Genomic DNA, 21,158 nt, shown 5'->3' on the forward strand with positions numbered 1-21,158 from the left:
GAGGCCGGCCGTAGTGCCGAAAATCAGGCAGGAAGCGAGGCAGCCGTGCGACCCGGTGCATGTGTATTCGAAATATTCAGTATAATCCGTAGTCAACCACGCGCTGATTCCGGCAATTATGGCATTGCCACGCTGTTGGCGCTGGCGTGCAGGATTTTGGACGGCGGCAGGAGAAGTTCCCTCTGTGTGAAACAAGCCATCAGCGGAAGGGAGCGGAAACGATGACAGTACAGAACAAAGATGTGGTGATCGGATTTGTCGGCACCGGCGTGATGGGGAAAAGCATGGCGTCCCATTTGATAAAGGCGGGGTACCGCGTACTCGTGTACAACCGGACCAAAGCAAAGGCGGAGGAGTTGATCGCCCAGGGAGCGACGTGGATGGACCGGGTGTCCGACCTGGCTAAAGCGGCGCAGGTGATCATCACCATGGTCGGCTATCCGAAAGACGTGGAAGAGATTTATCTGGGGGCGGATGGTATCGTGCATCATGCCAAGCCTGGCGCCTACCTGATTGACATGACCACGTCCAAGCCGTCGCTCGCCCGAACGATTTACGAAGAGGCGAAAAAGCGCGGGCTCTTTGCCTTGGACGCGCCGGTCTCCGGCGGTGACGTGGGGGCTCGGGAAGCGCGTCTGACGATCATGGTGGGCGGCGATGAGGACGCCTATGCGGCGGTGGAGCCGATCCTGCGGGTGATGGGCACCAACGTGATTCGGCAGGGCGGCCCCGGCGCCGGCCAGCACACCAAGATGTGCAACCAGATCGCCATCGCCACCAACATGATCGGCGTCTGCGAAGCGATCGCGTACGCGAAACGAGCCGGACTGGACCCCACCCGCGTGCTGCAGAGCATCGAGGCGGGAGCCGCGGGAAGCTGGTCGCTCAGCAACCTGGCGCCGCGGATGATCGCCGGCAACTTCGCGCCCGGCTTTTACGTGAAGCATTTCATCAAAGACATGACCATCGCGCTGGAAGCGGCCAAGGAGATGGGGCTGATGACCCCCGGATTGGAGCTCTCCAAATCGCTGTACGAGGAACTGGCCGCGCAGGGTGAGGAAGACAGCGGCACCCAGGCGCTGATCAAATGGTTTGACAAGCAGTTCGCGTCATCCGTGTGACAAGGCGAGAGCCGACGTGATGTATCGGCACAAAAAGCAGGACCGGTCCGTCCCGGGAGCAGTCCCCGGCGGGCGCGGTCCTGTATCGCTTTTGGCACCCCCATTCTCGTGTCGCTGCTTATCAGCATGTGAAGGCAGACCGATGTGCCGAAACTGCCTGCCGTCGTCATAAGCGGAGCGCAGCAGAGCGAATACGGAAAACCGGAAACGCAACCATTTTGGTCCGGAAACGTCTTACAATTGACAGCCAAAACAGAAGGGAGACCCAACGTGAACAAACGAATCGCAGCCCTGGTCACGTCCGTCGCGCTGGTATGGAGCGCGATGATGCCGACCGGGCAGGCTGCCGGCCAGGGCACTGTTCATCCGTATATAACCGATTACAAAATCGGCTTCACCGACGGCAGCTCGCTCGTCACCAAAGCGGTTTTCGACGATGCTGCCAAGCGGGGAGATTATTATGTCGTGACCAAAGGCGGCAAAAAAGGGATTCTCGACGGTCGCACCGGCAAGGAGATTACGCCGTCTGTCTGGGATGATGCCGACATCCCCGACGGGAAAAACATCGCCGTCGTCCGCAAAGGCGGCTGGTTTCAGTACATTGATCTGCCGAAACGGGCCCTTTCCCCAAGCAAATTTGCCGGCGCCCACACATATTTTCTGTCCCGGACATACCCCACGGTGATTGCGATGGGCGGCAGCACCTCCATGCTGCTGGACCCGTCCGGCAAGGTGCTGCTGCCGCCGTTCCAGGGGAAAATCGAAATGGTGGACGTGGCGGTACGGGGAACGGATGATGAAGACGAAAGCGTCCGTTATCTGGTGGCGACCACTGCCCAAAAACTGACCGTGTACGATCCGGTTACCCTCAAGCCCTTGTTTTCTCTGCCCCGCGCCTCGCTGGTTCCGAACAACGGGTTGAAACCGGCGTACATCCGGATCGCATCCGGCGGCAAGCAGGGATTGATCGACCTGAACGGGCGATACCTCCTGGAGCCCAAGTACAAGGCGCTGGTTCCACTGGAAAACGGCTACTTCCGCGTGGAAGCTGAGGAGGGCGTCGGCCTGTGGAAAGACGGCATGCTGGCTCCCCCCAGCTTTACTGATGTCGGTGTCCTGCGTGATGTGCCGGACGCCTATTACACCGTGTCTGGGGGAGGCATCACGTACCATTCGACGGCCGGGGGAACCTCCTTTGCGCTCAAGCAGTCGGAGTACCTGCACGGCGGTTATGTGTTGGGACAGGACCCGTCCACCGGGTTGTACGGCGTCAAAAACGTCCGGGGTGAAACGGTTGTGCCGTTTGTCTACCCGCGCGTGGAACGGGTGTCGGGGATACGGCTTTTGGTCCGCTCCGACGGCAAGAAAGGCATCCTGCGGGGCGAGTGGGGCAGGCCCGTACAGGAGCCGGACGCCTGGTTTGACGCCGTGACCACGATCGGCGATTACAATATGGTGAGCGTGCAGGACGGGACAAAGGTGGGGCTGTATTCGCAGAAGGCGGGTCTGCTCGTGCCGCCTGCGGAACACACGCTGATCAGCTACGATTCGTACGCGGGAACGGCCACCGTCACCGGACCAGACGGCAAGCAGCGGATCTATCGATCGGACGGCTCATCCCAGGATGCGAACGAGCCGACCATCTACCCACTTACGGACACGTTGTCCGCGTCTGTCAACAAGGAAGGGGACGTGGTCATTATCGAAAAGGAGACCAGGCAGCCAATCAGCAAGCCATACCAGTCCGTGTACACTGATCACGAGCTCGTGGTCGCTGTTGACGGTGATGCCGCAGACCTGTACACGCCCGATGGCAATATGCTGACGACAGACGTGAAGATCGCGGCTCGGTATAAAAGCATCGAGCGGCCGATCATGTTGATCGACATTGGCGAAGCCATCTACACGGCCGGGACAAAAAACGACACGGGCGAACTGGCGCTGGTAAAGATCGCAAACGACTCCCTGCAGGTGGAAAGCGACTTTCGCTATCACAGCTTTACCGCCTGGCAGGTAAACGAGCGCGCGCTGTTCGTGTTTGTACAGAAGGACGGCAGACGCGATCTGTGGTTCGCAGGGGGAGACGGGGCCGCCCGCAGGTTGGAGGGGATCAGCGGCTATCGTGTCGATAGCAATAGCGGACTAGTCTTCGTTCAGGGTAATGGCGGTTGGGATGTCTACGCGGCAGACGGAAACCGGCTGACAAACGGCGGATACCGCTCGCTGGAAGTGATCAAAACCGTCGGCGGGCAGCGGTTCGTCGCCTACCAGGACCAGCGCACCGGTTTGTACGGCCTGTTGGGGACAGACCTCCGCGTGTTGACACCGCCGAAATACGAAAGCGTAAAGCCGGCAGACAAGGTATTCAGCCAGTTCGGCCTGTCACCCGACCAGGCACCGCCGTTCGTATTTACCGCAGGGGGCCATTTTGGCTACCTGAACAGCAGCGGACAGGAGGTGTTCCGCACGGCGCTGTTCACGAAAAAGCCTGCGGTCTCGTATCGTCCGCTGACGCCGCAGGCGTTTGCAGCCTACAGGGAGCTGTTGCGAAACAATCCGCTTGAGCTGGCGGACTTCGGCAAACCGTACCGATGGCCGGAGGCGGACAACAGCGAGCGCGTGTTTTTCGCCAACCTGGCGCTCTACTTTAACTTGCCGGTCAATTCCGGGAAGCGCGAAGTCCTGCAAGCGCTGATCGCCAAAGGGATCATCAAGGACGATCCCCGCCGCGCTGTCCTGTCGGATGACGACTTCTTCGCGCTGATGTATTACGTCGTGAATGGAAAGACGAGCCAGTCTCTGACCCAGCAGCAGTTGCGGGACTGGGCGGAAAAACGGGGGCTGGTGCGGGAGAGATGGATAAAAGGTGTTGAGCAGTCGATAGACAGCTACTACACCGAATACCTGCAGTCCTTTTTCCAGGAGCTGCTGCGGACACAGGCGGCGGCCGTCAAGCCGAAACCGCTGTCCTTCGCCACGCTCAGCGAAGCGCAGCAACAAATGCTGCGATCCCTCATCGTGGTGAACGGCCGGGAGTATGACCAACTGCCGCTTCCGCTTCCGCAGGCTGAGGTAAAACGGCACCTCGAACAGCTTGTCCGCCAGTACAATAAACAGGCGCCGCTGCTGCTGAAAGCGGCCCAGGCGGCACGCTAGCGGGAGACGAAGCGGCGGCCCGCGTCTCATTGTGTCTCCGGATGGCAACACGCCCATTCTTTTCAGGACGTTTTTTACAGGCAAAATGCCAGACGATCGGCTCGTCCGGCATTTTTTTGAGGTGGGCCGGTGGCGGTGTATGCGCCGCGGCTTCACCTGTCCGTTCTTTCAGCGGTTGTCCACCTTCTCCGGGTACATGTCGTGGTTCATCAGGCGGTACTCCGCCATCTTCTCGTACTTGGTGCCCGGTCTGCCGTAGTTGCAGTACGGATCAATGGAAATCCCGCCGCGCGGGGTGAACTTGCCCCACACCTCGATGTATTTCGGGTCCATCAGCTTGATCAGGTCGTTCATGATGATGTTGACACAATCCTCGTGGAAGTCACCGTGGTTGCGGAAACTGAACAGGTACAGCTTCAGCGACTTGCTCTCCACCATTTTCTTGTCCGGGATGTAGCTGATGTAGATGGTGGCAAAGTCGGGCTGTCCGGTAATCGGACACAGGCTGGTGAACTCCGGACAGTTGAATTTAACAAAGTAGTCGCGGTACGGATGCTTGTTGTCAAACGTCTCCAGCACATCGGGATCGTAGGTGTAGCTGTATTTCGTCTGCTTGTTGCCCAGCAGCGTGAGCGAAGAAAGATCTCGTTCCTGATGGTTATCCATGCAATATTCCCCCGTTTCGTTTGAAAAACGCGCCATTTGTCAGACGCCCCGCTTGTTGCCCCACACCAGCGCGTGAAGCTGGGGCAGCACTTTGACGTCGTTCATGTCGGCTGCGGTCATCGTCCGCTCGATCAGCCATTCGTAGGCCGCCAGCAAGCGCTCCCGCAGACCGGCGAGATCGGCCTGCGCCACGTCGTCGTTCCCTGCCTGCAGATAAAAGGGAACGCGCGGATACCGAAGATGCACCTGGCGGGCGTAGTCAAAATCGGCTTCGTCAAACACGACCACCTTCAGACTGGTGCGCACATCGCCGGCTCGGCCGGACAGCGCGTGCACCATCGCATCCAGCGCGGTGAAGTCGGTGGTCATCCCGGAACTGGGCGGTTTGGGCGAGATCGTCACGTCGTCAACCTGCAGTAGCCAATCCTGCCACCGGCTGCCCTGCGTCTCGACCGCCGTCCGGATGTTTTGCTCCCGCAGCAGCCGGACGAGCTGCCCGACGTTGGCAATCAGCGCCGGATTGCCGCCCGAGATGGTGACGTGGCCAAAGCGGTCCTGCCCGATGCGGCGCAGCTCTCCCCAGATTTCCTCGGGCGTCATCTGCCGGATTTCGCCTGCGGCCGAGCCGTCCCAGGTAAAGGCGGAGTCGCACCAGCGGCAGCGGTAGTCGCAGCCGGCGGTGCGCACAAACATCGTTTTCTGGCCGATCACCATGCCTTCTCCCTGAATGGTGGGGCCGAAGATTTCCAGCACCGGAATGGTGTTCACTCGTACATCCACTCCCGTCTCACTTCGGCGTAGCTGGTCGGCGTCTCGTACAGGCGGACAAATTCCACGCGGGCACCGTCATATCGGTCGCGGTACGCTTCCGAGCTCAGCTGCGCCTCCATCTGCTCGAACAGCCAGACCACCATGTTTTCCGCCGTGGTGTTCATCGGCGGAAGCATCTCGTTCAGGTAGCGGTGGTCCAGGTACACTTCGATGTGCCGCTTCCAGATCTCCTTGATGTCGGCAAAATCAATGACGATGCCGATCTCATTCGGATAGCCGCTGATGCCGAAGACCACCTTGTAGGTGTGGCCGTGCAGGTTTTTGCACTTTCCTTCGTAGGCGTGCAGGTGGTGAGCGGCGTCAAAGGTAAACTCCTTGCTGACCAGCACCCGCTTGCGGTGATAGCGAAGCTGTTCTTTTTGAATCTCTTTGCCCAGCGTTTGCAGCCGGTCGACAATGCGGAAGTCAAAAAAGCCGCTCATCAGGCCTTCACCTCCCCGCGTTCCCGCAGGTAGGCCTCCAGGCCGGCTTTCCGCAACTTGCAGGCGGGGCATTCGCCGCAGCCGTCTCCCTTGATGCCGTTGTAGCAAGTGAGTGTTTTTTCGCGGATATAGTCAAACGCGCCCAATTCGTCGGCCAGTTTCCAGGTCTCCGCCTTGTTCAGCCACATGAGCGGCGTGTGGATGACGAACGGATAATCCATCGCCAGGTTGAGCGTGACGTTCAGCGACTTGATAAACGCGTCGCGGCAGTCGGGATACCCGCTGAAGTCCGTTTCGCACACGCCGGTGACCAGATGGCGGGCCCCCCGCTGTTTCGCAAAGACGGCGGCAAACGACAAGAACAGCAGATTGCGGCCGTCCACGAATGTGGAGGGAAGCTGGCCGTCTTCCTGGGCGATCGGAATGTCGGTTCGGGTCAGCGCGTTGGGTGCCAGCTGATTAAGCAAGCTCATGTCCAATACCGTGTGTTCTACACCCAATTCCTCGGCGATTTGCCGGGCGCATTCGATCTCCAGATTGTGCCGTTGCTGATAGTCAAACGTAATCGCGGCCACGTCGCCAAACTGCTTGCGCGCCCAGTACAGGCAGGTCGTGCTGTCCTGGCCGCCGCTGAAGACGACGACGGCTTTTTCCTGTTTCATGCTCTCCATCTCCTTTGCGTTGTGGTGGAAGAAAGAGAGTTCTTGAACTGAATCCTGCAAAAAAAACAAAACAATACCAAGGGTACTGTTTTTCACCTTAGTTTTTTATAGAGGGAGTTCGCGAACCTCTCCCATGCGTGCGCATGGATTTTCCAGTATGCAGTTGTCAGTCGGTATGGGCATGGCTATTCTGATTATACACTATTTTTGCCGTCAGCGCGGACTGCCGTTATTTGGCTTGCTACATCAGTCCGATCGGCTGCGGCCAGTTACCTATGCAAGACACGAGAACGGAGGAAGTGCGATGGTATTGGAAGTGATAGCGACGACAGTGGAGGACGCCAAACGGGCAGAGCGGGGAGGGGCGGATCGGATTGAGCTGATCAGCGGCATCCTGGAAGGGGGCGTGACGCCCAGCTGCGGTTTGATCGACGCGGTGGTCAAAGCCGTCTCCATCCCGGTCAACGTCATGGTACGGCCGCACAGCCAGTCGTTTTGCTACACGGCCGACGATCTGCGGGTAATGCGCGAAGACATCCGCGTCATCCGCGAGAGCGGTGCGGCGGGCATCGTCCTCGGCGCCCTGACGCCGCAGGGTGAGGTGGATACGGCAGCGCTGGAAGAGCTTTTGGCCGAAGCGGAAGGGCTGGACGTCACGTTCCACCGCGCCTTTGACGAAGCCGCCGACCAATTGGGAGCGGCAAGCGTGCTGCTTCACTATCCGCAGGTGCGGCGGATTCTCACATCCGGGGGACAAAAAAGCGCGCTGGACGGAGCGGAGCGGATCGCCGACCTGGTGCGGTTGACCGCGGGGACGCATCTGTCCATCATGGCCGGCAGCGGACTGACGCTGACGACGATGGCTGATGTGATCCGCTCTACCGGCGCGACGGAAGTCCATTTCGGCACCGGCGTCCGCGAAGACGGCCAGGCGCAAAAGCCCGTGGACGAGGCGAAGGTGGCGGCGGTAAAAGCGGCGCTACATACGCTGATGTTGGAACGGCCCGGCCATTGAGCCGGGAGCAAAATGACGGCAGCGGCGGATGCGTAATGATTGGGCCACGAAAAGAGAGGGTACGACTCCATCCGCCGGAGTTGCCCGCAAGTAAAACGTTAATTGCTGCCAAGGAGCTGATGAGGATATATGAAGGGAAAAATCTTTATCATTTGTGCATTTTTTATCATCCTATTGCTCGTAAGCCTTAATATTTACAAGCTGCTCAACGTCCCCACATATTCGTTAGAACGCAACGTACAAGTGGTGGTTTTTAATGGCACTGAATATTCCATCAGTAAGGTAACGATCAATGGTGATGTTTACTACTGGGATATTTCTGCTGATCCGGCAGCCTTTACGTTTGGCAAACTGATCGGGCAAACACAACATGGCGAACGCATATATGAAGTGAAGAATGACAAATCAAAAGTAATGATTACGTCGTTCATGAGTCCGCAGTTTATCTACACGAAAGACAAAAGGTACTGAGAAGGGCGTCCTTAACTAAAAAATCAATGATTGAGAATCAATTTCGAACATTGTATTATTTAATTAATTTAATAAAGTATGTTTCCCACTCTCCACGGCCCTGCCGGTTGGCAGCCGGAAAAGCAGGGGTTGACGTTGGCAAGCACCTGGAATCGAAAGGGCTGCCGCCGACATCATGCCGGCGAGAGGAGAAAGGAAAGGGTGATGTCTGTGGAGATCTACGCACAGCTGCACGCGAGATTTCGCGAGGAGTTTGGCATACGGGAAGACGTCCGCGTCTTCTTTGCGCCGGGGCGGGTCAATCTGATCGGGGAGCATACCGATTACAACGGGGGTTATGTGTTTCCCGCCGCCCTCACGTACGGTACCTGGGCGCTGGCCGCTCCCCGGCAGGACGGGGTGTACCGGTTTGCTTCCGTCAATTTTCCCGGGAAAACCTCGTGTGAAGCGTCCCGCATCGTCTACCGGGCAGAAGACGGATGGGCCAATTATCCCAAGGGCGTTGTACATGAACTGACGGCGCTGCCGGAATGCGCTCCGCTGCTGAAGGGGGCCGATTTGCTGTTTTTCGGAAACATTCCCAACGGGGCGGGCCTGTCGTCTTCGGCTTCCGTGGAATTGGCGGCCGCTGTGGCCGTGACCGCCCTGGCGGGGATCGATATGCCGATGATGGAACTGGTCAAACTGGCGCAGCGGGCGGAAAACCGCTTTGTCGGGGTGCGCTGCGGGATCATGGATCAATTCGCGGTCGGGATGGGGAAAAAGGAGCATGCAATCATGCTGAAATGCGACACGCTGACTTACGAATACGTGCCGTTTCGCATCGACGGATACAAGCTGGTGATTACCAACTCCAACAAGCGGCGGTCCTTGACCGACTCCACGTACAACGAACGCCGCCGGGAGTGCGAGGAAGGATTAAGCGAACTGCAGAAGCGTCTGCCGCATCTCCGCTCGCTGGGCGATCTTTCCGGCAACGAGTGGCGGCAGGTCAGCACGTCCCTCTCCAACGAGGTGATTCGCAGGCGGGTGGAGCATGTAGTCGCCGAAAACGAGCGGGTCATCCAGGCGGCGCAATGCCTGGCAGCCGGTGATCTGCACGCGTTCGGCCGCCTGATGAAAGCTTCGCATGAATCGCTGCGCGACCTGTACGAAGTGACCGGGGGCGAACTGGATGCGCTGTTTGAAGCGGCGGCACAGGCTGACGGCTGCATCGGCACCCGCATGACGGGGGCAGGGTTCGGCGGCTGCACGGTCAGTCTGGTGCAGGCGGACGCCGTGGACGCGTTCAAGCGTCAGGTTGCCGGACGTTACACGCAAGCCACAGGGCTGGTACCCGACTTTTACGTGTGCGAGCTCGGAGACGGAGCGGGCGAAATCGTCCTGCCTCCTTCCGCGTAACCTCTGCAAGCATCCTGAAAACGAAACGAACGAGAGCAAGGAGGAATCTGGCCAATGGCTGAACTGCGCTACAATCCCCTGCTGCGCGACTGGACGATGGTGGCGTCCAACAGGCAGCACCGTCCGCACATGCCCAAGGATTACTGCCCGTTTTGCCCGGGCTCGGGCAAGGTGCCGGACCACTACGACGTGTACAAGTACGACAACGATTTTCCCGTGCTGACGCCCGATCCGCCGGAACCGGACCCGGTGCAGACCTCCCTGTACCGAACGGCGAAGTCGTACGGGAAGTGCGAGGTGATTTTGTACTCGCCCGATCACACGAAAACATTGCCGGAACTTTCTGTTGATCATATCGTCAAGCTGGTCGACCTGTGGGCGGAGCGTTTTGCTGAACTGGAAAAAGACCCTCGCCACCAGTACGTGCTGATTTTTGAAAACCGGGGCGAAGAATGTGGGGTCACCATGCCCCATCCGCACGGACAGATTTACGCCTACTCCAAAATGCCGCTGAAAATCAGGCAGGAGCTGGAAAGCTGCAAGCTGCACTATCAAGAGACGGGCAAGTGCCTGCTGTGCCAGATGAATGACGAGGAGAAGAACTTCCAACAGCGGGTCATCATCGAGAACGACCACTTTCTCGCCTACCTGCCCTTTTTTACGGATTACCCGTACGGCGTGTTTATCGTCAGCAAACAGCACAAAACGGCGATCACCGATTTTACTGCGGAGGAAAAACGCAGCCTGGCCGCGATCCTTCGCGACACCACCGGAGCGATGGATCAACTGTTCGATAGGCTGTTCCCGTACATGATGGTCATGCACCAACGCCCCGTCAACGGCGACGACGTGGAGGACTATTACCATTTCCACATCGAGTTTTACACGCCGCTGCGGGATCGGGACAAAATCAAGTTCTACGCCTCTTCGGAGATGGGAGCGTGGGCGGCGACCAATCCGCAGTCCGTGGAAGAGACGGCGCCCCGGCTGCGGGAAGCGTATCGGCGGTTTTTGCAAAAAGATGGGCGATTGCCCGAGGGAGGCGGCGCATAATGGCGATTCTGGTGACAGGTGGAACAGGGTATATCGGCAGTCACACCGTGGCGGAGCTGCTCGCCCACGGCGAAGAGGTCGTCGTGGTGGATAACCTCCGCACAGGACACGAGCGGGCCGTGCTTGGCGGCACGCTGTACCGCGGAGACATCAGGGACCGGCGGTTTCTGGACGAGGTGTTCCGCGCCCATGAGATCGAAGCGGTGATTCACTTCGCGGCCAAATCGCTCGTCGGGGAGAGCGTCCGCGATCCGCTTGGCTATTACGACAACAACGTGATCGGCACTCATACCCTGGTGTCGGCGATGCTGGAGCACGGCGTCCGCAAGGTGGTCTTTTCATCGACAGCGGCCGTCTACGGCGAACCTGAGCGCATCCCGATCCGGGAAGAAGACCCGACGGTGCCCACCAATCCGTACGGCGAGACCAAGCTGGCCATGGAAAAGATGTTTCGCTGGTGCGACCAGGCGTACGGACTGAAGTCGATCTCGCTGCGCTACTTCAACGCGGCCGGCGCCCACCCGGATGCGCTGATCGGGGAAGACCACGAGCCGGAAAGCCACCTGATTCCGCTCGTCCTGCAGGTGGCGCTGGGGCGGCGGGAGCAGATCGAGATGTTTGGCGACGATTACCCGACCGAAGACGGGACGTGCATTCGCGATTACGTGCACGTCATGGACCTGGCGAACGCACACCGGCTCGCCCTGAACTACCTCCGCACGCACAACCGGAGCGATGTGTTCAACCTGGGCAACGGCACGGGCTTTTCCGTGAAACAGGTGATCGACACCGCGCGGAAGGTGACGGGCCATTCGATTCCCGCCAAAGTTAGCCCCCGGCGGGCGGGCGACCCGGCCGTGCTGGTCGCTTCCGCCGATAAGGCGAAACGGCTGCTCAACTGGCAGCCGCGCTGCCCTGAGCTGGAGACGATCATCGCGAGCGCGTGGAACTGGCACCGCCGCCACCCGCACGGCTACGCCAGTGTGGACCGGTAAAGAGAGAGGAGGGGCAGATGTGAAATGAACGCGCAGGCAGAATACGAACGATGGCTTCGGCATGAGGAGCTGGACCCGGACCTGAGACGGGAACTGTTCCAAATCGAAGGAGACGAGCGTGAAATCGAAGATCGGTTTTACCAGTCGCTGACGTTTGGCACCGGCGGACTGCGCGGCGTTCTGGGAGCCGGCACCAACCGGATGAACCGCTACACGGTCCGCAAGGTGACGCAGTCCCTGGCTCGTTTCCTCGTCCGGCAGGGGGACGCTGCGATGCGGCGGGGTGTGGTCATCGCGTACGACTCCCGGCGACAGTCTTCCGCATTTGCCCGGGAGGCGGCGCTGGTCCTGGCGGCCAACCAGGTAAAGGCGTATTTGTTTGAAGGTGTGCGTCCCACGCCGGAACTCTCCTTTGCCGTTCGCCATCTGGGGGCGGCCGCCGGGATCATGATCACGGCGAGTCACAATCCGCCCGAATACAACGGCTGCAAGCTGTACGGAGCCGACGGTGCCCAGCTTACCGCGGACGCGGCGGAGGCAATCGCAGCGGAATTGGCGGACGTGGACGAACTGGCGGTGCCGCTGGCGGACGCGGAGGATGCTGCGGCACAGGGGCTGCTGGAAGAGATAGGCGCAGCGATGGACGAGGCCTATGCCGCCCGGCTGCGCACGTTGGCATTCCAATCCCGGGAGAACAACGCAGACTACCGCGTCGTCTACACGCCGCTGCACGGAACGGGCAGCGCGCCGGTGCAGAGGGCGCTGCTCGACATCGGCTTCCGGCATGTGACCGTCGTGCCGGAGCAGGAGCGGCCCGATGCCGATTTTCCGACAGTGGCCTCTCCCAATCCGGAAGACCCGGCGGCGTTCGCCTTGGCGATCGAGACGGCCGAAAAGACGGAAGCCGACCTGGCCATGGCCACCGACCCCGATGCCGACCGCGTTGGCGTCGCGGTGCGGGACGGCAGCGGCGCATTTGTCCGCCTGACCGGCAACCAGTTGGGAGCGCTGCTGCTCGACTACATCCTGTCTCAGCGTGCAAAACGACAAGCGCTGCCCGGCAACGGGGCGATCGTGAAGACGATCGTCACATCGGAGATGGGCGCCGCGATTGCCGCCCGGTACGGCGTGGAAACAGTGGAGACGCTGACCGGCTTCAAGCATATCGCGGAAGCCATCCGGCAGTGGGAGAAGACGGGAGAGAAGACGTTTCTCTTTGGCTACGAGGAGAGCTGCGGCTATCTGATCGGCGATTTTTGCCGCGACAAGGACGGGGTGCAGGCGTGCATGTTGACGGCGGAGATGGCAGCCTACTACGCCAAGCAGGGGAAAAGCCTGCATCAGGTGCTGCTGGCGCTGTATGAACAGGTAGGGTTTTATCAGGAAGCGCTGGTATCGTTCACGTGGACTGGCCGGGAGGGTGCCAAGCGAATCCAGCAGCTGATGGAGCGCCTGCGCAAAGAGCCGCCTGAACGGGTGGGTGATGCTGCGGTGACCGCACGCAAGGATTATCTGCCCGGAATTGATGGGCTGCCGCCGGCCGACGTAATCAAAGTCCTGCTCGCGGACGGTTCGTGGTTTGCGGCCCGTCCTTCCGGCACGGAGCCGAAGATCAAGTTTTACTTTGGCGTAAAGGGAACGGATGCGGCTGATGCGAGCGAACGGCTCAACCGCTTGAAAACGGACGTTTTGCAGTTTATCGGAATGACGAAAGGAAGTGACCTGTGCCATGCCCACTGAGGCAGTAACGAAAATACGGGCGTTTTTGAACGCGCAAAATCTGGACGGGGTGCTGCTCCGCACACGGTCCAATTTCGCCTGGGCGACCGGAGGAGGGGACAACCACATCGTCAACACGACGGAGTTGGGCGTGGCGGACCTGCTGATCCTGTCCGACCGCATGTACTGCATTACAACGCGGATGGAAGCCGCCCGCATTCGTGACGAGGAACTGGCCGGCTTTGGCTGCGAGTTCGTCACGCCTGAATGGTATGAAGGAACCGATGAAGCGATCCTGCAGTTGTGCGCGGGAAAAGCTGTGGGTGCCGACGTCTGGTTCCATCACCTGCCCAATGTGGCCAGTGAACTGGCGCAGATCAGGTCCACGCTGACAGGCGAGGAGATGGAGCGCTACCGCCAGCTGGGGCAAACGGCGGCCAAGGCGCTCGAAGCCACCTGCCGGGAGCTCCAGCGGGGGTGGACGGAGCACGAAATCGCCGCCCATCTCGCGGCCAAGCTGCTGAGAGAAGGAATCAACCCGCAGGTGCTGTTGGTCGCCACGGACGAGCGGATTTTCCATTATCGCCATCCAATTCCGACGGAGAAGCAGCTGGATCGCTACGCCATGCTCGTGTTGTGTGCGGAAAAAGGGGGACTGGTGGCAAACGCCACCCGCTTCGTCCATTTCGGGGACCTTGCGCCCGAGTTGGAAGAAAACAAGCGGAAGCTGGCGGAGATCGAGGTGGCGATGATTGCGGCGACGCGACCGGGGGCGAAGCTGGCGGACATCCTGCAGCGGGGGATTGAAGCGTACAAACGGGCGGGATACCCTGACGACTGGCGGCTGCTGCATCAGGGAGGGCCAAGCGGATACGCCCCCCGCGAATTTCTCGTCGGTCCGGGCGAAACAGGCGTCGTCCGGGCGCAGCAGGCCTACGCCTGGAATCCGACGATTCGCGGCATCAAGATGGAAGATACCTTCCTCGTTCACGAGGAAGAGATTGAATTCATCACGCACACGGGCGAATGGGTGTACATGGAGGCGGCAAGCGAAGGGCGGACGTACCTGCGGCCGGACATCCTGATCCGCTAGGTCTAAAGACAGCGGAACAAATGACCGGACTGGCACCGGACAGCGGCTTGTGGTATCACTGGTGTGTGGATTGTGCACATCGGGCACGCTGACGTGAAAGGAGGGATATGCATGGTCCGAGGCATGGCAGGCAGCTTTCAGCTGATGAAATCGCTGAACAAGTCGCTGATCCTGAACGTCATCCGCACCGAAGGGCCCATTTCCCGCGCCGACATTGCAAAACGGACGCAGTTGACCGCTCCGACGGTTACGAATATCGTCGGCGAACTGCTGGAATCCGGTCTGGTGATCGAAAGCGATCTGGGCGTCTCCAGCGGAGGCCGCAAACCCATTTTGCTGCGCATTCATGCTCAGGCATTTCAGGTAATCGGCATCGACGTGGGAACGCAAGACATCAAACTGGTGCTGACCAATTTGGATGCCGAGATTCTCGACTCGCTGAGGGTCAGCATGCCCGCCGGTCTGACCGGCGAACGTCTGCTGGCGCTGCTGGCAGAGGCCGTCCGCAGCATCATGGACCGGAATCGGTTGAACAAAGCATCCGTGATCGGGATTGGCGTAGGGATGCACGGATTGGTCAATCCGGCCGAAGGGGTGTCGATCTACGCCCCCAACCTGAACCTGCGCAACGTTCCGATTCGTGAGAGCCTGCAGACTGCGTTTGGACTGCCGGTGGAAGTGGAAAATGACGTGCGGGCCATGGCGCTGGGCGAAAGCTGGTTCGGCAGCGGCCAGAATATCGATCACTTCGTCTGCGTCAATGTAGGACGGGGTATCGGGGCCGGGATCATCATCGACCGAAAGCTGTTTGACGGAACCACCCACACGGCCGGCGAGTTGGGTCACATCACTGTCGATCCCGCAGGGCCGCAGTGCAGTTGCGGAAACTACGGCTGTCTGCAAGCCCTCGCCTCCGGTCCGGCGATCGCCGGCAGGGCCAAGGCGGAGCTGCAGCGGGGCCGAACAAGCATCATCGCCGAACTGGCGGGCGGAGACTTGGATGCGGTCACCGGCGAAACCGTCCATGCAGCCGCGCTGCAGGGGGATGCGCTGGCCATTGAGGTGCTGCAGGCTGCGGGACGTTACCTGGGCATCGGGATCGCCGCTGTAATCAACGTCCTTAATCCGGCACGGGTGATCATCGGCGGAGGAGTGGCCAAAGCGGGAGATTTTCTGCTGCAGGCGGTCAACGAGACGGTGCGCAACCGGGCGCTGCAGACGCCCGCAGAAGCCGCGTCCATCACACTCTCCAGGCTGGGCGATCACGCCACGGCGATCGGCGCGGTCACGCTGGTGCTGAAAAAACTGTTCGCTCCTGATTATGCGACATAGATGTGACAGGCGTTTAGGCACGTACCCCGAAACAAATGTGAGCCCTGGGTTTTGCAGGCAGGCAACCCAGGGCTCGTTTCTCGTTTGCAGAAGGATTTCGGACGGCAATATAGTATAAAATAGTATGTATTTTCAAAATAATAATTGTACTTGTGCAGGGGGTGGTTGGCGCATGATGAATGTCCAGTTGACCATCGCGCCTATGATGGAAAGGGCGGAACAATACTTTTCCAGGAAACAGGTGATCTCCCGAACGGCGACCGGGATTCATCGGTTGACGTATGGAGAGATCGGCGAACGAACGCGCCGGCTGGCGAGTGCCCTGAAAAAATTGGGCGTCAAGCGCGGCGATCGCGTAGGGACACTGGCGTGGAATCACCATCGGCACCTTGAGGCGTATTTCGCCATCCCGGGGATGGGAGCTGTGCTGCATACGATCAACATTCGTCTTTCCCCCGACCACATCACGTACATCATCAACCACGCAGAAGATCAGGTGCTGCTGATCGACGAAGACCTGCTGCCGCTCATTGAGGGCTGCAAGGATCACCTCCATACAGTGAAGGCGTACATCCTCATGACGGATCACGACGAACTGCCCGCCTCCAGCCTCCAACCGCTTTACTCGTACGAAGCATTGCTGCGTGAGGGCGATCCCCATTTTGAGTACCCCATCGATATCCAGGAGAATGAACCTGCCGGCATGTGCTACACGTCAGCCACGACAGGGAAGCCGAAAGGAGTAGTGTACACGCACCGCGGCATTGTCCTGCACTGCATGGGCATTGGGCTGGTCGATTCGCTCGCGCTGTCCGAGTCCGATGTCTGCATGCCGGTCGTTCCCATGTTTCACGTGAATGCCTGGGGACTTCCGTTTGCCGCTACGTGGTTCGGGACGACCCAAGTGCTGCCCGGCCCCAGATTCACTCCGCAGCTGCTGGCCGAATTGATCGAATCCGAAAAGGTAACCGTTGCTGCAGGTGTCCCGACGATCTGGCTGGGCCTGTACCAGGAGCTGGAAAAAGGACGTTACGACACCAGCAGCCTGCGCAACATCGTCTGCGGCGGTTCCGCTGCGCCCAGAGGGATGATCAAGGCGTACGCGGAGAAGTTCAACATCCCTGTCCTGCATGCGTATGGCATGACCGAAACCAGCCCCCTCGTTACCGTTTCCCGCCTGAAAAGCTATCAGCAGGATTTGCCGTTGGAAGCCAAACTGGATGTGTACGCCAAGCAGGGGATGGTGGTACCCGGGCTGGAAGTCAAGGTGGTCGGCCCCCATGGTGAAGTGAAATGGGATGGACAGGAAATGGGAGAACTGCTCGTCCGCGGACCGTGGATTGCTGATGAGTATTACCGGGATGAACGCTCCCAGGAGGCGTTTATCGACGGATGGCTGCATACAGGGGACGTGGCGACGATTGACGAAGAAGGGACCATCAAGCTGGTCGACCGGACGAAAGATTTGATCAAGAGCGGCGGCGAATGGATTTCTTCCGTCGATCTCGAAAACGCGCTCATGGCCCACGAGGCAGTGTTGGAAGCTGCCTGCATCGGAGTTCCCCATCCCAAGTGGGACGAGCGGCCCGTAGCCTGCGTGGTGCCAAAGGCGGGCAGCGAAGGCAAGGTGACCAAAGAAGAGCTGCTCGCGTACCTGGCTCCGCAGTTTCCCAAATGGTGGCTGCCGGATGACATCGTCTTCGTGAGCGAGATTCCCAAGACGACCGTGGGGAAATTCATGAAACGCGCCTTGCGGGAACAGTTCCAGCATCATTTCACCGCACAAACAGATGTCCGGTAAGCAACGGAAAAACCAGCGGGATATTGGCTGCCCGCTGGTTTTTTTGTTGACACAAAAGTTGTTTTTCGCCATTACAGCTCGTCAAATCCGTTTTCTTTTGTCACCTTGGCATACGTTCGGGATTTTCCTTCAAAGAAGTCCGTTTTGGTTTGATTCAGGGCTTCGTCGGAAAACGGCCGAATCCACGGCATGCAGTTATCCACGCCCTCATACGCCTTTTCCAGACCCATCATGTCCAACCGCTTGTTGACGATATAACGGATGTAGCGGTCAAATTCGTCAAAGTCAATGCCCTCGACGCCTGTCAGCACATGGCGGGCCCATTTCATCTCCAATGCAACCGCCTGGTTCATCTTCTCATACACGAAGGAGCGGTTTTGTTTCGTATCCAGTTCGGGAAAATCGGCCAGCAGGAGCTGGAACACTTCCCCGAAAAAGTAGGTGTGCTGCGCCTCGTCCCGCTGAATGTAGCTGATCATCTGGCTGGTTCCCAGCATCTTTTGATGACGGGCCAGATTGTAGAAGAACGCAAACCCGGTGTAGAAGAAGACCCCTTCGAGAATCATGTCGGCGACAAGCGCCTCCAGGAAGGTCTGGGGGGTTTTGTCGTCCCGGAAGCGCTGGTACATGTCGGCGATGAACAGATTGCGCTCCAGAAGCACCTGGTCGTGTTTCCAGTATTCAAACACGTCCTTTTGCGTCTGGTAGTCGACCAGACTGGAGAGCACATAGGAGTAGGACTGGTTGTGAATCACCTCCTGCTGGTTGATAATGGCGGCAATGGCCACCAGGGACGAGTCGGTGAAGTATTGGCCGACATCGGTCACAAAGTTGGTCTGCATGCTGTCGAGCACAGCCAGCAGCCCGATAATCTTCTTGAAGGCGTCCTGTTCGATCGGCGTCAGTTCGGCAAACTGCTGCTTGTCCTTGTTCATCGAAATCTCGGACGGAATCCAGTGGTTGGCGATCAGCACCTTGTACAGCTTGTACATCGCCGGGTGGCGGATATCATCCCAGTTCAACACCCCGGAACACTCGCCGTTGATGATTTTGGTTGACCTGTTGGGCGCGCTTGTATCAAATACCTTTTGCTTCTGCAGCATATCCGTTCTCCTTTCCGCGATCAGGTGCAGGCTTCGCACTCATCAATCTCTACGGCCCGGCTGCGGACGTAGTAGGTCGTCTTCAGCCCCTGCTTCCATGCCTCCAGATGGAGCTGCAGCAGCTCTCTGGCGTGGATGTCGGGGCGGACATACAGATTGATGCTCTGCCCCTGATCGAGGTGGCGCTGGCGGGCGGCCGCCTGTCTGATCGACCAATGCTGGTCGAGGTGATAGGCTCCCTTGTAGTACCACATCGTGCGGGCAGTCAGATCGGGAGCGGGATTGGCGATTTTGTACGTCGTCTTCTCCTCGTAGGCGACCGGTTCAAACACCGGGTCGACGGAAGCGGTGGAGCCGGCGATCAGCGACGTGGAGCCGGTGGGAGCGACCGCCATCAGATACCCGTTGCGAATGCCGTGCCGGGCCACTTCTTTGGCCAGCGCCTCCCACTCGGGCGAATTGTAGCCCCTGCGGGCAAAATAGCTGCCGTTTTCCCATTCGCTGCCCGAAAAGAGCGGATAGGCGCCTTTTTCCTTCGCCAGTTCCAGGGAGGCGCGAATCGTCAAGTAATGGATGCGTTCAAACAACCGGTCGTTGAAGGCGACCGCTTCTTCGCTTTCCCATCTGATTTCCTGGAGCGCCAGCAGATGATGCAGGCCAAACGCTCCCAGCCCGATGCCCCGGTACTTTTTGTTGGTTTGCTGGGCCTGCAGGACGTCGATCCGGTTCACATCGATCACGTTGTCCAGCATCCGCACCTGGATGGGGATCAGCCGCTCCAGCACGTTGGCAGGCACGGCGCGCCCCAGGTTGATGCTGGAGAGATTGCAGACGACGAAATCGCCCGGCGTTTTCCGAATCACGATCTCTCCGTCCTGCAGCACTTCTTCTGTCACCGTGGTGGGCGACATGTTCTGCAGGATTTCCGTGCACAAATTGCTGGAGTAAATCATGCCCGCATGTTTGTTGGGGTTGGCGCGGTTGACGGTATCCCGGTAGAACATGAACGGCGTGCCCGTCTCCAGCTGGGAGATCATGATCCGCTTCATGATCTCGATGGCGGGTACCGTCACGCGGCTCAAGCGGGGATGCCGCACGCACGCCTCGTACCGTTCGCGGAACGTGCCTCGCCCGGGCTCCTCATCGTAGCAATCCTCCAGCGAAAAGCCCATGACGGTGCGCACTTCATGCGGATCAAACAAGTGAAACTCGGCCCGGTTTTCCACCGCTTCCATGAACAGATCAGGGATGCACACACCCGTAAAGATGTCATGCGCCCGCAGGCGTTCGTCCCCGTTGTTCATTTTCAAATCGAGAAACGCCAGGATGTCCTTGTGCCACACGTCGAGATACACGGCAACGCTGCCGTTGCGCGTTCCGAGCTGGTCGACGCTGACCGCCGTATTGTTCAGCTGGCGAATCCACGGGATGACCCCGCTGGATTTGTTTTCATAGCCGCGGATGGAAGAGCCGCGCGCCCGCACTTTTCCCATGTACACGCCGATGCCGCCGCCCATCTTGGACAGCCGGGCGACGTCGGTGTTGGAATCGTAGATGCCCTGCAGAGAGTCGTCGACCGTGTCGACAAAGCAGCTGGAGAGCTGTCCGCCCCGTGCTTTGCCGGCATTCGCCATGGTGGGCGTTGCCACGGTCATGTACTGATGGCTGAGCGCCCAGTAGGCTTCCTTTACCAGCGCGAGTCTTTTTTCGCGGGGTTCCTGCAGCATGAGGTGCATGGCGATGACCATAAACCGCTCCTGGGGCAGTTCATACAGGCTGCCGGTGTAATCCCTCGCCAAATACCGCTCGGCGAGAGTCACGATCCCCAAATAGGTAAACAGCTTGTCCTTTTCCGGATCAATCTCCCGTTCCAGCTCCGCAATCTCTTCCGGACGGTAGGCGGTCAGCAGTTCCTGTTTGTAAATGCCCTTTTCCACCAGCTGTTTCAACAGGTTCAAAAACGAACCGTAGGGACGCGCAGGACTAAAGGAATACGCCCGGCTGCGGGCCGCTTCGTGATACAGGGCAGCGAGGTACGCCCTGGCGGCGACGTAGGTCCATTCCGGCTCCTCTTTGGAAATCAGTTCGGCGGCCGACATGGCAACGATTTTTGCCGCTTCCTGTTCCGTGAGCGTTTTGTGTTTGGCTCTGATGGCCGCCGACTGGATGACGGCATCTGCGCGCAGCCGGGGAAAATCGGCCAGAATGTCGCCAATCAGCGATGTAATACGTTGGTCAATGCCAGAGACAACCGTTTGCAATCTATCCCTCTCCTTTGCGGTTCATGAAAAAAGCATCCTCTCCCGTCGGGTAGAGG

General features: G+C 59.1%; 17 protein-coding genes and 1 riboswitch. Of the genes, 11 read left to right on the forward strand and 6 right to left on the reverse strand.

Going from position 1 to position 21,158, the window contains the following annotated elements:
* The first annotated feature begins 182 nt into the window (after positions 1-182).
* Together Q7F15_RS04075 and Q7F15_RS04080 are read left to right on the forward strand one after the other, a co-directional pair.
* The gene (locus tag Q7F15_RS04075; protein WP_304415520.1) at positions 183-1,121 is read left to right on the forward strand and encodes an NAD(P)-dependent oxidoreductase; all 939 of its coding nucleotides are present in this window, start codon (positions 183-185) and stop codon (positions 1,119-1,121) included.
* Between the two features lie 270 nt (positions 1,122-1,391).
* Positions 1,392-4,277 (forward strand): WG repeat-containing protein, encoded by a 2,886-nt coding sequence (locus tag Q7F15_RS04080; RefSeq protein ID WP_304415142.1) that lies wholly within the window; start codon positions 1,392-1,394, stop codon positions 4,275-4,277.
* Between the two features lie 168 nt (positions 4,278-4,445).
* Here the strand turns inward: Q7F15_RS04080 and queF are convergent, their stop codons facing one another.
* Genes queF through queC form a run of 4 tightly spaced genes read right to left on the reverse strand, consistent with a single transcriptional unit; the run spans position 4,446 to position 6,867 of the window.
* Complete coding sequence (gene queF, locus Q7F15_RS04085; RefSeq protein WP_171565881.1) at positions 4,446-4,943, reverse strand: preQ(1) synthase; 498 nt, start codon at positions 4,941-4,943, stop codon at positions 4,446-4,448.
* Between the two features lie 39 nt (positions 4,944-4,982).
* Entirely contained in the window at positions 4,983-5,711 is a 729-nt protein-coding gene (gene queE, locus Q7F15_RS04090) for a 7-carboxy-7-deazaguanine synthase QueE (protein WP_304415143.1), read from the reverse strand.
* Positions 5,708-6,196: a 6-carboxytetrahydropterin synthase QueD gene (gene queD, locus Q7F15_RS04095; RefSeq protein WP_304415144.1), complete on the reverse strand. Its 489-nt coding sequence runs from the start codon at positions 6,194-6,196 to the stop codon at positions 5,708-5,710. The genes queE and queD overlap by 4 nt, the downstream gene beginning before the upstream one ends.
* Entirely contained in the window at positions 6,196-6,867 is a 672-nt protein-coding gene (gene queC / locus Q7F15_RS04100; protein ID WP_268255203.1) for a 7-cyano-7-deazaguanine synthase QueC, read from the reverse strand. Before queC ends, queD begins: the two co-directional genes overlap by 1 nt.
* Before the next feature lie 82 nt (positions 6,868-6,949).
* Positions 6,950-6,993: riboswitch (PreQ1 riboswitch) on the reverse strand.
* A gap of 169 nt (positions 6,994-7,162) precedes the next feature.
* On the opposite strand from queC, the gene Q7F15_RS04105 reads away from it, so the two are divergent.
* The 9 genes from Q7F15_RS04105 (at position 7,163) to Q7F15_RS04145 (ending at position 17,738) form a co-directional block, all read left to right on the forward strand.
* Positions 7,163-7,873, forward strand: coding sequence for a copper homeostasis protein CutC (locus Q7F15_RS04105; RefSeq protein WP_171565885.1), 711 nt, complete (start codon positions 7,163-7,165; stop codon positions 7,871-7,873).
* Positions 7,874-8,002: 129 nt separating this feature from the next.
* Positions 8,003-8,344 (forward strand): hypothetical protein, encoded by a 342-nt coding sequence (locus Q7F15_RS04110; RefSeq protein WP_171565886.1) that lies wholly within the window; start codon positions 8,003-8,005, stop codon positions 8,342-8,344.
* A 204-nt stretch (positions 8,345-8,548) separates the two neighbouring features.
* Positions 8,549-9,745 carry a galactokinase gene (locus Q7F15_RS04115; protein ID WP_212132106.1) on the forward strand — a complete coding sequence of 399 codons (1,197 nt, stop codon included), beginning with the start codon at positions 8,549-8,551 and terminating at the stop codon, positions 9,743-9,745.
* Positions 9,746-9,799: 54 nt separating this feature from the next.
* Entirely contained in the window at positions 9,800-10,798 is a 999-nt protein-coding gene (gene galT, locus Q7F15_RS04120) for a galactose-1-phosphate uridylyltransferase (protein WP_212132105.1), read from the forward strand.
* Complete coding sequence (gene galE, locus Q7F15_RS04125) at positions 10,798-11,793, forward strand: UDP-glucose 4-epimerase GalE (RefSeq protein ID WP_304415145.1); 996 nt, start codon at positions 10,798-10,800, stop codon at positions 11,791-11,793. Before galT ends, galE begins: the two co-directional genes overlap by 1 nt.
* Positions 11,794-11,817: 24 nt before the next feature.
* Complete coding sequence (locus Q7F15_RS04130) at positions 11,818-13,533, forward strand: phospho-sugar mutase (RefSeq protein ID WP_212132104.1); 1,716 nt, start codon at positions 11,818-11,820, stop codon at positions 13,531-13,533.
* Positions 13,523-14,605 (forward strand): M24 family metallopeptidase, encoded by a 1,083-nt coding sequence (locus tag Q7F15_RS04135; protein ID WP_304415146.1) that lies wholly within the window; start codon positions 13,523-13,525, stop codon positions 14,603-14,605. The genes Q7F15_RS04130 and Q7F15_RS04135 overlap by 11 nt, the downstream gene beginning before the upstream one ends.
* A gap of 111 nt (positions 14,606-14,716) precedes the next feature.
* Positions 14,717-15,937 (forward strand): ROK family transcriptional regulator, encoded by a 1,221-nt coding sequence (locus Q7F15_RS04140; protein ID WP_304415147.1) that lies wholly within the window; start codon positions 14,717-14,719, stop codon positions 15,935-15,937.
* 172 nt (positions 15,938-16,109) lie between these two features.
* Complete coding sequence (locus Q7F15_RS04145) at positions 16,110-17,738, forward strand: long-chain fatty acid--CoA ligase (RefSeq protein WP_304415148.1); 1,629 nt, start codon at positions 16,110-16,112, stop codon at positions 17,736-17,738.
* 71 nt (positions 17,739-17,809) lie between these two features.
* Here Q7F15_RS04145 and Q7F15_RS04150 read toward each other — a convergent pair whose 3' ends face one another.
* Both Q7F15_RS04150 and Q7F15_RS04155 read right to left on the reverse strand, forming a co-directional pair.
* Positions 17,810-18,838 carry a ribonucleotide-diphosphate reductase subunit beta gene (locus Q7F15_RS04150; protein ID WP_304415521.1) on the reverse strand — a complete coding sequence of 343 codons (1,029 nt, stop codon included), beginning with the start codon at positions 18,836-18,838 and terminating at the stop codon, positions 17,810-17,812.
* A 23-nt stretch (positions 18,839-18,861) separates the two neighbouring features.
* Complete coding sequence (locus Q7F15_RS04155) at positions 18,862-21,081, reverse strand: ribonucleoside-diphosphate reductase subunit alpha (protein ID WP_371808899.1); 2,220 nt, start codon at positions 21,079-21,081, stop codon at positions 18,862-18,864.
* Between the last annotated feature and the right edge of the window lie 77 nt (positions 21,082-21,158).

Origin of the sequence: Brevibacillus aydinogluensis (genome assembly GCF_961514395.1) — a bacterium.
In the GTDB taxonomy this organism is placed as follows: domain Bacteria; phylum Bacillota; class Bacilli; order Brevibacillales; family Brevibacillaceae; genus Brevibacillus; species Brevibacillus aydinogluensis.

Bases quoted from the DNA above. Each gene is read 5' to 3' on its own strand.
- queF (WP_171565881.1), bottom strand. From the start codon at position 4,943: ATGGATAACCATCAGGAACGAGATCTTTCTTCGCTCACGCTGCTGGGC.
- queD (WP_304415144.1), bottom strand. From the start codon at position 6,196: ATGAGCGGCTTTTTTGACTTCCGCATTGTCGACCGGCTGCAAACGCTG.
- queC (WP_268255203.1), bottom strand. From the start codon at position 6,867: ATGGAGAGCATGAAACAGGAAAAAGCCGTCGTCGTCTTCAGCGGCGGC.
- Q7F15_RS04105 (WP_171565885.1), top strand. From the start codon at position 7,163: ATGGTATTGGAAGTGATAGCGACGACAGTGGAGGACGCCAAACGGGCA.
- Q7F15_RS04110 (WP_171565886.1), top strand. From the start codon at position 8,003: ATGAAGGGAAAAATCTTTATCATTTGTGCATTTTTTATCATCCTATTG.
- Q7F15_RS04115 (WP_212132106.1), top strand. From the start codon at position 8,549: ATGTCTGTGGAGATCTACGCACAGCTGCACGCGAGATTTCGCGAGGAG.
- galT (WP_212132105.1), top strand. From the start codon at position 9,800: ATGGCTGAACTGCGCTACAATCCCCTGCTGCGCGACTGGACGATGGTG.
- galE (WP_304415145.1), top strand. From the start codon at position 10,798: ATGGCGATTCTGGTGACAGGTGGAACAGGGTATATCGGCAGTCACACC.
- Q7F15_RS04130 (WP_212132104.1), top strand. From the start codon at position 11,818: ATGAACGCGCAGGCAGAATACGAACGATGGCTTCGGCATGAGGAGCTG.
- Q7F15_RS04135 (WP_304415146.1), top strand. From the start codon at position 13,523: ATGCCCACTGAGGCAGTAACGAAAATACGGGCGTTTTTGAACGCGCAA.
- Q7F15_RS04140 (WP_304415147.1), top strand. From the start codon at position 14,717: ATGGTCCGAGGCATGGCAGGCAGCTTTCAGCTGATGAAATCGCTGAAC.
- Q7F15_RS04145 (WP_304415148.1), top strand. From the start codon at position 16,110: ATGATGAATGTCCAGTTGACCATCGCGCCTATGATGGAAAGGGCGGAA.